We start from the raw sequence: 12,911 nt of genomic DNA on the forward strand, positions 1-12,911 counted from the left end.
TCCAGCCTGTTGCCACGCAGCGGTACACCTGTTGTCCTGTCCGCTGCGTGGTCACTTCTGAAACCTATGTCATCCTCCTGTATCGGTCGCTTCGCCCCCTCTCCTTCTGGTGAACTCCATTTCGGCTCGCTGATTGCTGCGCTGGGCAGTTACCTGAGCGCGCGTGCGCAGAACGGGCTCTGGCGGGTGCGGATTGAAGATATCGACCCGCCACGCGAAGTGCCGGGGGCTGCAGATCGTATCCTGCATCAGCTGGCGCACTATGGACTGGCGTGGGATGGTGAGGTGCTGTGGCAGTCGCAGCGTCATGAAGCCTACCGGGAAGCGCTGGCCTGGCTGCAGCAGCATCGTCAGAGCTATTTCTGCACCTGCCCGCGGCGCCGCATTCAGGAGATTGGCGGTTTCTATGATGGCTACTGCCGCGATCGGCATCGCGGGCCGGAGAATGCTGCGCTGCGTTTACGTCAGCATGCCCCGATTTTTGCCTTTGAGGATCGGCTGCGCGGTCACGTTGAGGCGGACAGGGGGCTGGCAGAGGAAGATTTTATTATTCACCGGCGCGACGGGCTGTTTGCCTATAACCTGGCGGTGGTGGTTGACGATCACTTTCAGGGGATTACTGAAGTGGTGCGCGGCGCCGATCTCATTGAGCCGACCGTGCGGCAGATTGCGCTTTATCAGCAGTTCGGCTGGACGGTGCCCGCCTGGCTGCACCTGCCGCTGGCGCTTAATCACGACGGTAATAAGCTGTCGAAGCAGAATCATGCGCCGTCGCTGCCGGATGGCGACGCCCGGCCGCTGTTAGTGGCGGCGTTGCGCTTTCTCGGACAGCCTGTTTCACCCGGCTGGCAGGACTTAACGCAGGACAAACTGCTGTCTGATGCGGTGTCGCAGTGGAATATCGCTTTGATGCCGCAGGAGAACGCCCTGAAACCGGATGCATAGACAACAGCATTCTCAAACGGTTCTCAACAGGCTATGATTAGCCGCTGATTTTACCTACACCCTTTTTATGCCACTGTCGAGGTGTCCCATTTTTACCCGAGTAGCTAATTTTTGCCGGAAAGTCCTGAAGCGTGATGAAGAGGAAGCCCCAGCAGAGGTTGAACCAGAGCGTCTTATGACCATCATCCCTCGTGAAAGCCATACCATCTCACGTAAAGACATCAGCGAAAATGCCCTCAAAGTGCTCTATCGCCTCAATAAAGCCGGTTATGAAGCCTATCTGGTAGGCGGTGGCGTGCGCGATTTGCTACTGGGGCAAAAACCGAAAGATTTCGATGTGACGACCAACGCCACGCCTGAGCAGATGCGCAAGCTGTTCCGCAACTGCCGTCTGGTCGGTCGCCGTTTCCGTCTGGCACACGTGATGTTTGGCCCGGAAGTGATCGAAGTTGCCACCTTCCGTGGACATCATCAGGCGGAAGAGATGGCCGAGGATCGCAACAGCTCGCAGCGCGCCCAGAGCGGCATGCTGCTGCGCGACAACATTTTCGGTTCGATTGAAGATGATGCTCAGCGCCGCGATCTCACCATCAACAGCCTCTACTACAGCGTGGCGGATTTCACAGTGCGTGACTACGTGGGCGGCATCAGCGATCTGGAACAGGGCATCATCCGCCTGATTGGCGATCCGGAAACCCGTTACCGCGAAGACCCGGTCCGTATGCTGCGCGTGGCGCGCTTTGCTGCGAAGCTTAATATGCGCATTGCGCCGGAAACGGCAGAGCCGATCCCGCGTCTGGCCTCGCTGCTGCGTGATATTCCACCGGCTCGCCTGTTTGAAGAGTCGCTGAAGCTGCTTCAGGCGGGCTACGGCTACAGCACCTATCTGAAGCTCTGTGAATATCAGCTGTTCCAGCCGCTGTTCCCGACGCTGGCGCGCAACTTCACGGAAAACAGCGACAGCCACATGGAGCGCATGCTGGCGCAGGTGCTGAAAAACACTGATAACCGCATTCAGAATGACATGCGCGTGAATCCGGCGTTTCTGTTTGCCGCGATGTTCTGGTATCCGCAGCTGGAAGCGGCAGAGCGCATTGCGCAGGAAAGTGGCCTGACCTACTTTGAAGCCTTTGCGATGGCGATGAATGATACGCTGGATGAAGCCTGCCGTGCGCTGGCGATTCCGAAGCGCATCACCTCGCTGATCCGCGATATCTGGCTGCTGCAGCTACGCATGTCGCGCCGTCACGGTAAACGCGCCTGGAAACTGATGGAGCATCCGAAATTCCGCGCCGCTTACGATCTGCTGGCGCTGCGGGCGGAAGTAGAAAATAACCCGGAACTGCTGCGTCTGAGCCAGTGGTGGGGCGAATTCCAGGTCGCCGCGCCGCCGCAGCAGAAAAACATGCTGAACAACCTCGGCGACGATCCGGTGCCGCGCCATAAATCGCGTCGTCCGCGCCGCCGTTCTTCCGCGCCGCGTCGTGACAACCAGAACGCCTCATGACCCGGGTTTACCTGGCATTAGGCAGTAACCTGGCCGATCCGCTGCATCAGGTTGATGCAGCGCTTCGCGCCCTGGATGCGTTGCCGCAGACGCAGCGCATTGCCACCTCGCCCTTCTACCGCACGCCACCCTATGGCCCGCCTGATCAGCCCGACTTCCTGAATGCCGCCGTGGCGCTGGAGACCGATCTCAGCGCAGAAGCGCTGCTGGACCACACCCAGCGGATTGAGCAGGAGCATGGCCGGGTGCGTAAGGCGGAGCGCTGGGGACCGCGCACGCTGGATATCGATCTGATGCTGTTTGGCGAGGCGGTGATCAACAGCGAACGGCTGACGGTGCCGCACTATGACTTGCTGAATCGGGCGTTTATGCTGGTGCCGCTGCTGGCGATTGCGCCGGATGTTCGCCTGCCGGATGGCCGCGCGCTCAGCACGATTCTGGCCACGCTCGACAGCCGCAGCATCACCCTGTGGCCGCGCTGAGCAGACAAACACAACTCTCTGATTCCGCTCTCTGACGCTATCCAGTAAACTGCGCCCATCAGAATTCCTGAGTTGAGAGCGCCATGAAACCCACCACGATTTCACATCTGCGTCAGGCGAAAGCCAGCGGTAAAAAATTCGCGACGCTGACCGCCTACGATTTCAGTTTTGCCCGCCTGTTTGCCGATGAAGGCATTCAGGTGCTGCTGGTTGGCGATTCGTTAGGTATGACGATTCAGGGGCATGACTCAACGCTGCCGGTGACGGTCAGCGACATCGCCTATCACACCGCCGCCGTGCGCCGTGGCGCGCCGCAGGCGCTGCTGCTCGCTGACCTGCCCTTTATGAGCTATGCCACGCCGGCACAGACCTTTGACAATGCTGCGCAGCTGATGCGCGCCGGAGCCAACATGGTCAAACTGGAAGGCGGCAGCTGGCTGGCTGAAACCGTCCGGATGCTGACCGAACGGGCGGTGCCGGTGTGTGGTCATCTGGGGCTGACGCCGCAGTCGGTCAATATCTTTGGCGGTTATAAAGTCCAGGGGCGTGATGAAGCGGGAGCCGAGCAGCTGCTGGCCGACGCGCTGGCGCTGGAAGCCGCGGGTGCACAGCTGATGGTGCTGGAGTGCGTGCCGGTCTCGCTGGCCCAGCGGATCACCGCCGCCCTCACTATTCCGGTGATCGGCATTGGTGCCGGTAACGTCACCGATGGACAGATTCTGGTAATGCATGACGCTCTGGGCGTGACCGGCGGCCACATCCCTAAATTTGCCAAAAATTTCCTGGCGGAGAGCGGCGATGTCCGCGCGGCGATTCGCCACTATATCGCTGAAGTTGAAGCCGGTACCTACCCGGCGGCCGAGCACAGTTTCCAGTAATTCGGGAGAGTCACCGTGTTGATCATTGAAACGCTGCTGATGCTGCGCCAGGAAGTCCGTCGCTGGCGTCAGCAGGGTAAACGTATTGCGCTGGTGCCGACCATGGGCAACCTGCATGAAGGGCATCTGACGCTGGTGGATGAGGCGCGGGCGCGCGGCGACATCGTGATTGTGTCGATCTTCGTGAATCCGATGCAGTTTGACCGGGCAGACGACCTGGCTCGCTATCCGCGCACGCTGCAGGAGGATTGCGAAAAGCTGAACCGCCATCAGGTGGATGTCGTCTTTGCCCCCTCGCCGGCTGAAGTCTATCCGCAGGGCGCGCAGAATCAGACCTTTGTTGAGGTGCCGGTGCTCTCCTCTCTGCTGGAGGGCGCGACCCGTCCGGGCCATTTTCGCGGCGTGGCGACCATCGTCAGCAAACTCTTTAATCTGGTGCAGCCCGACATTGCCTGTTTCGGTGAAAAGGATTTTCAGCAGCTGGCTATCATTCGTAAGATGGTGGCCGATATGGGCTTCGACATTGAAATTGTCGGCGTGCCTACCGTACGGGCTGCGGATGGTCTGGCGCTGAGCTCGCGCAACGGCTACCTGACGGCCGATGAGCGTCAGCTGGCCCCGGTGCTGAGCCAGGTGATGCGTCAGATGGCGACGCGGCTGGAAAACGGCGAGCGCCATGTTGAAGAGATTATTGAGGCGGCCAGTGAGGCGCTGGTCGCGCAGGGATTGCGTCCTGATGGCCTGGCGATCTGCGATGCGGAAACGCTGCAGTCGCTGACAGTGGACAGTCAGCGCGCTGTCGTACTGATGGCCGCCTGGCTGGGCAATGCCCGCCTGATTGACAACCAAACCGTTGACCTGACGCTGTAAGCACACCCGCTACAGATTATTTTATTTCTCTGACAAGGTTTCTGGCTATGATTCGCACTGTTCTGCAAGGCAAATTACACCGCGTGAAAGTGACGCAGGCGGACCTCAATTACGAAGGTTCCTGCGCGATCGATCAGGATTTCCTGGATGCTTCCGGCATTCTGCAATATGAAGCGATCGATATTTATAACGTCACCAACGGTCAGCGTTTTTCCACCTATGCTATCGCGGCTGAGCGTGGCTCAAAGATCATTTCGGTGAATGGTGCGGCCGCCCGCTGCGCCTGCCAGGGCGATATTTTAATTATCTGCTCCTATGTGCAGGTTGAAGATGCGGAAGCGCGTCAGTGGCAGCCTAAGGTCGCCTATTTTGAGGGTGACAACCAGATGAAGCGTCTGGCAAAAGCGCTGCCAGTACAGATCGCCTGATAAAAAAGGGCCGCCCGTGATACGGCCGGCCCTTTTTCTTTGCGGTTATTTCCGTTAAACCGGTTTGGCCGCCAGCGGCTTCGACGGTTTTTTCATCGTAAAGAGGAAATTAAACCAGCCACGCTTTCTCATCAGACAGAGCGTCCAGGGTAACGCCAGCGCCACCAGGAAAGCCGAAATAAACTTCAGATCGTTAACCCAGGCGGACGGGCTTTCAAATTTCACAATCTTGCTGAAGAACTGAATCGCCAGATAATGCGACAGGTAGAAGACGATAGAATTGACGCCGATATAATAAACCAGTTCAGACTTCAGCTTCAGCGCAATCCAGACAAAGAACGGAACCGACAGCAGTGCCAGCGGTGACAGTAATGCCTGCGAATGACGATCCAGCACAAAAATATTCAGGCAGGAGAGCAGCGCAAAACTGGCCACTGAAATGAGCAGGGTCGGACCGTGCTGCACTTTCTCCGCGATATCCACCTGCTTTCTCACCACGTAATCGCCCAGATAGAAGAAAACAAACAGATAAAGGGACTTATTAATGTGGCTGTTATCGAAACTGGCAAACACGCCGTCCGGGTCAATGGCTGGCAGTGCCCAGCTCAGCGCCATACAGATGCCGAACACCAGCAGGAACGGCAGATGGCGGGCAAAGATAATCACAATAAAGAAGATAAACAGCGAATGCAGGAACCAGGTCATATCGCCGCCACCGGTCAGGTGAGAGAGAATAATATTCATCGGCGATTGCGGCGTATTGGCCATTGAGCTGAACAGAATTTTCAGCCCGCCATAAACTACCACCCAGACCACGAACGGATAGAGAATACTGCGCACCTTGTTATTAAAAAAAGGACCCAGGCCTTTTCTTAATCCGGCATCGACAAATAAGCCCGACACAAAAAACATCAGCCCCAGCCTTACCGGTGCCAGCATCTCATTTAGCAGGCTGCTGAAGGCGGTAAAATGACCGGCATTGTTATGAACAGCGATAGTACTGTGCAAAAAAATGATTGCGAGAATACTCAATCCCCGCAGATTGTCGATCCACGTTATACGATTCATCTTTTCCTGCCTTTGATTAAAAACTGGCCCTGAATGTGCGACCATTCTTCTTATTACAGACACTCCATTCCCGCCCTTTCGTCCCTGAGCAGAGGAATAACCTTATTCGGCGGTATTCTGATCACTCGCGTTGAAATAAACAACAGTCGGGGCTTAAGGCTAATCTTAAAAAAAATTTAACAGTGGAGAATCATTAAGATAGAAACCGGTTCCACTTTAATATCAGATAATGCTTAGGGTTATTTTTTATCACGAGGGCAAAAAAGGCGGCTATTTTCCGCAATCGCGTGAAAAAAGAGAGGCGGAACAGAAGAAAGGATCGTTTTTTAAGGCCAGTGACAACCGGAAAAGGCGGCGATTTTTTATCCGATAATAAAAAAGCCACGCGCGTTTCGCTGCGTGGCTTCGGTAAAGCTTTCGTCAGGTGCGTAATCCGCGTCCGCGCTGAATCAGCGCATAGACCAGCCCGTAAAAGACCAGAATAAACGCGATCAATACCGAAAGCGTAAAGGCCAGCGGCACGTCATTAATGCCCAGGAAGCCATAGCGGAACCCGCTGATCATATAGACGATGGGGTTCAGCTTCGAAACGGCCTGCCATAATGGCGGCAGCAGACTCAGCGAATAGAACACGCCACCCAGATAGGTCAGCGGCGTCAGCACAAAGGTCGGGATCAGGCTGATATCGTCAAAGGTCCGGGCAAACACGGCGTTCAGCAGACCGGCCAGTGAAAACAGAATCGCGGTCAGCAGCAGCGTCACCGCCACCATCGTCCAGGAGTGAACGTGAAACGGCACGAAGAAGAGCGAAATGGCCGTGACCAGAACCCCGACGCAGACACCACGTGCCACGCCGCCGCCGACATACCCCGCAATAATGATGTGGGTCGGCACCGGCGCGACCAGCAGCTCTTCAATGTTGCGCTGGAATTTGGCACTGAAGAATGAGGATGCGACGTTAGCATAGGCGTTGGTAATTACCGCCATCATGATCAATCCCGGCACGATAAACTGCATATAGCTGAAGCCGTGCATCTCACCAATGCGTGACCCGATCAGGTTACCGAAGATGATGAAATAGAGCGTCATGGTGATCACCGGCGGCACCAGCGTCTGGATCCAGATGCGGGCAAAACGGTTAATCTCTTTGGCCCAGATACTTTTCAGCGCCACCCAGTACAAATGTGTCATGCTTTTGCTCCTGTTTTTCCCTGCGTCGTCAGACCAACGAACAGCTCTTCCAGACGGTTCGCTTTATTTCGCATACTCAGTACCTGCACCCCCTGCGCACTCAGCTGGCTGAAGACGCTGTTCAGCCCCTGCTCACGCAGCACTTCCACCTCCAGCGTGGAGGTATCCGTCAGGCGATACTGGAATCCTTCCAGCGCGGGCAGCGGACTGCGCGGCGCCAGATCGAGGATAAACGTTTCTGATTTCAGCTTGGACAGCAGCCCTTTCATCGAGGTATTTTCCACCAGCTCACCGCTCTGGATGATGCCGATGTTGCGGCACAACATCTCCGCCTCCTCCAGATAGTGGGTGGTGAGAATGATGGTGGTGCCTTTGGCATTCAGATCTTTCAGGAACCCCCACATTGAGCGCCGCAGTTCGATATCGACCCCCGCCGTCGGCTCATCCAGAATCAGCAGTTTGGGCTCATGCATCAGCGCGCGGGCGATCATCAGACGGCGTTTCATCCCGCCGGAGAGCATACGCGCCCGTTCACTGCGTTTTCCCCACAGATCGAGCTGTTTCAGGTACTTCTCCGCCCGCTGATTGGCCTCACGCCGTCCGACGCCGTAGTAACCCGCCTGGTTAACGACGATCTGCATCACCGTCTCAAACGGGTTAAAGTTAAACTCCTGTGGCACCAGGCCGAGCTGGCGCTTGGCATTCACCACATCTTTTTGCAGGTCGTAGCCAAACACCCGCACGCTGCCGCCGGATTTATTGACCAGCGAACTGATAATCCCGATGGTGGTGGATTTACCGGCACCGTTTGGCCCCAGCAGCGCATAAAAGTCACCCGCTTCAACGTTAAGATCGATGCCCTTCAGCGCCTGTACGCCGCCGGGAAAGGTCTTGGTCAGCTGAGAAAGTTCCAGTGCATATGTCATTCTGCATCCATACCCTGTTTTGGTGGCATCGTAATGCCGTTTAAATTTAGTCAGCCCTGGCATATAGTACGCGCGCGCACCTTGCGCAGTAACCGGTCGCTCAACGCCATGACAGACATTAACACCCTGATCAGTAACAACCGCGAATGGTCAAAATTACTGATTGAAGAAGATCCCGGCTTTTTTGAGCGGCTCGCCCAGGCACAAAAACCGCGCTTCCTGTGGATCGGCTGCTCAGACAGTCGTGTTCCTGCCGAACGCCTGACCGGACTGGAACCGGGCGAACTCTTTGTTCACCGCAACGTCGCCAATCTGGTGATCCACACCGATCTGAACTGTCTGTCCGTGGTGCAGTACGCTATTGAAGTGCTGGAAGTTGAACACGTCATCGTGTGCGGCCACTACGGCTGCGGCGGCGTGCAGGCCGCGATGGATAACCCGGAGCTGGGGTTGATCGACAACTGGCTGCTGCACATCCGCGACCTCTGGTACAAGCATAGCGTGTTGCTGGGGGAACTCCCGCCGGATAAGCGCCTGGACAAACTGTGTGAAATCAACGTGATTGAACAGGTCTATAACCTGGGACACTCGACCGTAGTGCAATCTGCCTGGAAACGCGGGCAGAAAGTCTCACTGCACGGCTGGGTTTACGGCATTCAGGACGGCTGCCTGCGTAACCTTGATGTCACGGCAGACAGTCGGGAGATCCTGGAACAGCGCTACCGCAACGGCATCGCCAGTCTGCAGATGAAGGTCGAAGCCTGAACCGATCGCGGCGCAAAACGCGACATAGCCTACACCAGTCGGAGGGTGCAGGCCTTGGAAGAATGTGCGGTTATGCGCTGTCAGGATTCCAGCGGCACCACTTTGCCGATGTAAGGCAGATGGCGATAGTGCTGGGCGTAGTCGATACCAAAGCCCACCACAAATTCATCGGGAATGGCGAAGCCGACATACTCAACGTTAACCTCGACTTCGCGGCGTTCAGGCTTATCCAGCAGGGTGCAGATCGCCAGTGATTTTGGCTGACGCAGCTGCAGGATCTCCCGCACTTTGCTCAGGGTGTTGCCGGAGTCAATGATATCTTCGACGATCAGCACATCCTTGCCGCGAATGTCCTCGTCCAGATCTTTCAGGATTTTCACATCACGTGAGCTGGACATGCCGCTGCCGTAACTGGAGGCGGTCATAAAATCGACTTCATGCGGCACCTCAATGGCGCGACACAGGTCAGCCATGAACATGAATGAGCCGCGCAGCAGCCCCACCAGCACCATATCGCTGCCGCTGTCGCGGTAGTGATCGGTAATCTCTTTGCCCAGTTCAGCGATGCGCGTGGCGATTGCCTGTTCAGGGATCATCACTTCAACAGTGTGTTTCATTGCGTTCAGCCCGGTTACGTCAGAAAAGCCCCGAAGTCTATCACAGACGCCGCCGCGTCGGCTGCGCCGCAGCGCAGGCAAACGATTACGTCGCGAAAATTGTTCACAGTCGTCTGCGGCTGGCTCAAATGCGCATTACCTTAGAACATTACGGCATTTACCAGCATGATTCGCTGCATGGTAGCCTTTATCCAACATATCGTTACCCTACTCGCGCCGCAGGCCGGAGATCACAATGACTTCACCTTCAAGCAAGAAAACGCATATCGGCGACAGGCCGCTGCACCCTGAAACGCAGATGCTGAACTATGGCTACGATCCCCGCCTGTCAGAAGGCGCGGTGAAGCCGCCGGTCTTTCTGACCTCCACCTTTGTCTTCGACAGCGCCGAAGAGGGACGCGATTTCTTCGATTACGTCTCCGGCCGGCGCGAGCCGCCAGAGGGCAAATCGGGCGGGCTGGTCTACTCCCGCTTTAACCACCCTAACAGCGAAATCGTGGAGGATCGGCTGGCCGTCTATGAGCAGGCGGAGAGCTGTTCGCTTTTCTCCTCCGGCATGGCCGCTATCGCCACCACCCTGCTGACCTTTGCCCGTCCCGGCGAGGTGATCCTGCACTCCCAGCCGCTGTATGGCGGCACCGAAACCCTGCTCAGCAAGACGCTGCACAATCTGGAGATTGGCGCGGTCGGCTTCAGCGACGGCAATGATGAGGCCAGAGTACGTGAGGCGGCACAGCAGGCGATGGCGCAGGGCCGCGTGGCGATCATCCTGATTGAAACCCCGGCGAATCCTACCAACAGCCTGGTCAACATTCGTCTGATGGCGCGTATCGCTGATGAGATTGACCAGCAGCAGGGCTCCCGACCCATTATCGCCTGTGACAACACGCTGCTCGGCCCGCTGTTCCAGCAGCCGCTGACCCTGGGCGCGGATCTCTCGCTCTACTCGCTGACTAAATATGTGGGGGGACATTCGGACCTGATTGCGGGGGCGGCGATGGGCAGCAAAGCACTGATGGCAAAAGTGCGCGCCCTGCGCAGCGCCATCGGCACCCAGCTGGATCCGCACTCAAGCTGGATGCTCAGCCGATCGCTGGAAACGCTGTCGCTGCGCATGGAAAAGGCCTGGCAGAATGCGGAAGCCGTGGCGGCGTTTCTGCGCGATCACCCGAAAGTGGCGAAGCTGCACTGGCTGCCCTATCTCGACGCGGAGAGCGCCGAGGGCAAAACGTATCGCGAGCAGTGCAGCGGCGCCGGTTCGACCTTCTCGTTCGATATCGTCGGCGGCCAGCCTGCGGCGTTCCGTTTCCTCAACGCGCTGTCGCTGTTCAAGCAGGCGGTGAGCCTGGGCGGCACCGAGTCGCTGGCCAGCCATCCGGGCAGCACCACCCACTCCGGCGTGCCGCAGGCGGTGCGTCAGCGAATCGGTATCACTGACGCCACGGTGCGGCTGTCGATTGGCATTGAGAACGCGGGCGACCTGATTGAAGATGTGAAGCTGGCGCTGGAGCAGGCGTAATCAGCTCACGGTAAAGCCCAGCATCATGCCGGTATCTTCATGCTCCAGCAGATGACAGTGGGCCATATAAGCGTGTTCGGCGGCGGCGACATAGTTGAAGCGCACCAGCACTTCACTGCGCCAGCCGTCGACATTGACCATATCTTTCCAGCCCTGGCGATGGGGCGCTGGCGGTTTGCCATTCTCGGAGAGAATGCGGAACTGCGTGCCGTGAATATGAAACGGATGCAGCATCGCATCGCCTTCGCCGGAGATCGTCCACTTCTCATAGTCGCCCAGTTTCACCGCAAACGACGGTTTCATCATATCAAATGCCTGACCGTTGATTTTATTGCCGTTTCGGAAATCATAACCCGCTGGCTGCGCCATACCCGCCATACCGTGCATGCTGTGATCCATTGGCGCGGCGGATGAGCCGTGCGCCTGCGCCATCGCCGGATGGTCGCCCGTCTCCCCGGCTTTTCCCTGCGTCTGCGGCATCGCGTGATGCCCGCCTTTCCCCATCGCTTTCTCGCCATAGCGCTGCATCAGCGCCTGCATCCCCTGCTGGTCCAGCTGCGGGTCCATCATCAGCTGCAGCCAGCGGGTGTGCAGCCCCTCTGTCGCGGGCAGAGCGGGCAGCGTCGCCAGCCGATCCGGCAGCGTGGCACTGGCCATCACCCGCAGCGGCAGGATCTGCACCAGCGGCAGCGGCTGATCGAATGGCGGCAGCGTCATCCCCATCTGATCGGTGGGCAGCGTCACCAGATCAAAGGTTTTGCCGTCGGAGGTGTCGATCATCACCTCAAAGCGCTCGCCCGGCAGGATCGGCAACGCGTCGACGCTGACCGGCTCCGCCAGCAGACCGCCGTCGCTGGCGATCACATAGAGAGGACGTTTATCACTGGCGGCAACGTGCAGCGACCGGGCATTACAGCCATTGAGCAGGCGCAGCCGCAGCCAGCCGCGCGGCACCGCATGCTGCGGATAGTGCGCCCCGTTAGTCAGCATCATGTCACCAAACCAGCCTACCGCCGCGCGCATCACGTCGAGCTGATAGTCGATATGGCGGCCATCCTGAGTCAGCTGCTTATCCTGAAAAATCAGCGGCACATCATCCACGCCCCACTGCACAGGCAGCCGCAGTGTGCCGCTCTCTTTATCTTCCAGCAGGATCAGACCCGCCAGCCCCTGCGCCACCTGATGCCCGGTTTTGCCGTGCAGATGGGGGTGATACCAGCAGGTTGCGGCGGGCTGATCGGGCGTGAAGGAGACCTGACGCGAGCCGCCGGGGGCTATCGCCGCCTGCGGTCCGCCATCCACCACGCCAGGGATTTCCAGCCCGTGCCAGTGCAGCGTGGTCGCTTCGCTGAGCCGGTTATGAATGTTCACCGTCACCGGCTGGCCGCGCTGCAGCCGCAGTACCGGCCCCAGCAGGCTGCCGTTGTAGCCCCAGGTCGGCACCGCTTTGCCGTTCCACTGCGTGCTCCCCTGCATGGCGGTGAGGCTGTATGTGCCTCTGGCGTCGGGTTCCAGCAGAGAGGGAATCGGCAGCAGCGGACGGGGTGCCGCCATCAGCGAACGGCTCCAGAGCGGTAACGCTCCGGCTGCACTCAGTGCGGCGGTGAGTTTCAGGAAGTGGCGACGTTGCATGGTGATCATCCTTGTGGCATCAGAGCGCACAGCCTAAACCCTGACCTTATGGGAAGGTCAAGCGCTACCCGTGAGAATCTGAC

13 protein-coding genes are annotated in these 12,911 nt (G+C 57.9%); 8 read left to right on the forward strand and 5 right to left on the reverse strand.

Annotation, left to right across the window (positions count from 1 at the left end; all coding sequences use genetic code 11):
• The first annotated feature begins 66 nt into the window (after positions 1 to 66).
• The 6 genes from gluQRS (at position 67) to panD (ending at position 5,110) form a co-directional block, all read left to right on the forward strand.
• A complete protein-coding gene (gene gluQRS, locus CKF42_RS14730; protein WP_111208510.1) occupies positions 67 to 945 on the forward strand; it encodes a tRNA glutamyl-Q(34) synthetase GluQRS in 879 nt (292 codons plus the stop codon).
• An 88-nt stretch (positions 946 to 1,033) separates the two neighbouring features.
• Positions 1,034 to 2,452, forward strand: a complete 1,419-nt coding sequence (gene pcnB / locus CKF42_RS14735) for a polynucleotide adenylyltransferase PcnB (protein WP_208971008.1) — start codon at positions 1,034 to 1,036, stop codon at positions 2,450 to 2,452.
• Positions 2,449 to 2,934 (forward strand): 2-amino-4-hydroxy-6-hydroxymethyldihydropteridine diphosphokinase, encoded by a 486-nt coding sequence (gene folK / locus CKF42_RS14740; RefSeq protein ID WP_046101246.1) that lies wholly within the window; start codon positions 2,449 to 2,451, stop codon positions 2,932 to 2,934. Before pcnB ends, folK begins: the two co-directional genes overlap by 4 nt.
• Before the next feature lie 83 nt (positions 2,935 to 3,017).
• A complete protein-coding gene (gene panB, locus CKF42_RS14745) occupies positions 3,018 to 3,812 on the forward strand; it encodes a 3-methyl-2-oxobutanoate hydroxymethyltransferase (RefSeq protein WP_009092046.1) in 795 nt (264 codons plus the stop codon).
• Between the two features lie 15 nt (positions 3,813 to 3,827).
• Positions 3,828 to 4,682: a pantoate--beta-alanine ligase gene (gene panC, locus CKF42_RS14750; RefSeq protein ID WP_111208511.1), complete on the forward strand. Its 855-nt coding sequence runs from the start codon at positions 3,828 to 3,830 to the stop codon at positions 4,680 to 4,682.
• 47 nt (positions 4,683 to 4,729) lie between these two features.
• Positions 4,730 to 5,110 (forward strand): aspartate 1-decarboxylase, encoded by a 381-nt coding sequence (gene panD / locus CKF42_RS14755; RefSeq protein WP_009092050.1) that lies wholly within the window; start codon positions 4,730 to 4,732, stop codon positions 5,108 to 5,110.
• Between the two features lie 54 nt (positions 5,111 to 5,164).
• On the opposite strand, the gene CKF42_RS14760 is transcribed toward panD, so the two are convergent.
• From CKF42_RS14760 to CKF42_RS14770, 3 genes are all read right to left on the reverse strand, one after another.
• The gene (locus tag CKF42_RS14760; RefSeq protein ID WP_111208512.1) at positions 5,165 to 6,178 is read right to left on the reverse strand and encodes an acyltransferase family protein; all 1,014 of its coding nucleotides are present in this window, start codon (positions 6,176 to 6,178) and stop codon (positions 5,165 to 5,167) included.
• 420 nt (positions 6,179 to 6,598) lie between these two features.
• The gene (locus CKF42_RS14765) at positions 6,599 to 7,369 is read right to left on the reverse strand and encodes an ABC transporter permease (RefSeq protein WP_111208513.1); all 771 of its coding nucleotides are present in this window, start codon (positions 7,367 to 7,369) and stop codon (positions 6,599 to 6,601) included.
• On the reverse strand, positions 7,366 to 8,295 hold the full coding sequence (locus tag CKF42_RS14770) for an ABC transporter ATP-binding protein (protein ID WP_111208514.1): 930 nt from the start codon (positions 8,293 to 8,295) through the stop codon (positions 7,366 to 7,368). Before CKF42_RS14770 ends, CKF42_RS14765 begins: the two co-directional genes overlap by 4 nt.
• 108 nt (positions 8,296 to 8,403) lie before the next feature.
• Between CKF42_RS14770 and can the strand changes: the two genes are divergently transcribed.
• Positions 8,404 to 9,060: a carbonate dehydratase gene (gene can, locus CKF42_RS14775; RefSeq protein ID WP_033736612.1), complete on the forward strand. Its 657-nt coding sequence runs from the start codon at positions 8,404 to 8,406 to the stop codon at positions 9,058 to 9,060.
• Between the two features lie 80 nt (positions 9,061 to 9,140).
• On the opposite strand, the gene hpt is transcribed toward can, so the two are convergent.
• Positions 9,141 to 9,677, reverse strand: coding sequence for a hypoxanthine phosphoribosyltransferase (gene hpt / locus CKF42_RS14780; protein ID WP_009092060.1), 537 nt, complete (start codon positions 9,675 to 9,677; stop codon positions 9,141 to 9,143).
• A 235-nt stretch (positions 9,678 to 9,912) separates the two neighbouring features.
• On the opposite strand from hpt, the gene CKF42_RS14785 reads away from it, so the two are divergent.
• The gene (locus tag CKF42_RS14785) at positions 9,913 to 11,196 is read left to right on the forward strand and encodes a cystathionine gamma-synthase family protein (RefSeq protein ID WP_009092062.1); all 1,284 of its coding nucleotides are present in this window, start codon (positions 9,913 to 9,915) and stop codon (positions 11,194 to 11,196) included.
• Here CKF42_RS14785 and cueO read toward each other — a convergent pair whose 3' ends face one another.
• The gene (gene cueO, locus CKF42_RS14790) at positions 11,197 to 12,828 is read right to left on the reverse strand and encodes a multicopper oxidase CueO (RefSeq protein WP_111208515.1); all 1,632 of its coding nucleotides are present in this window, start codon (positions 12,826 to 12,828) and stop codon (positions 11,197 to 11,199) included.
• Positions 12,829 to 12,911 lie beyond the last annotated feature (83 nt).

The sequence above is a fragment of the Pantoea sp. ARC270 genome, assembly GCF_003236725.1.
Classification (GTDB): Bacteria; Pseudomonadota; Gammaproteobacteria; order Enterobacterales; family Enterobacteriaceae; genus Pantoea; species Pantoea anthophila.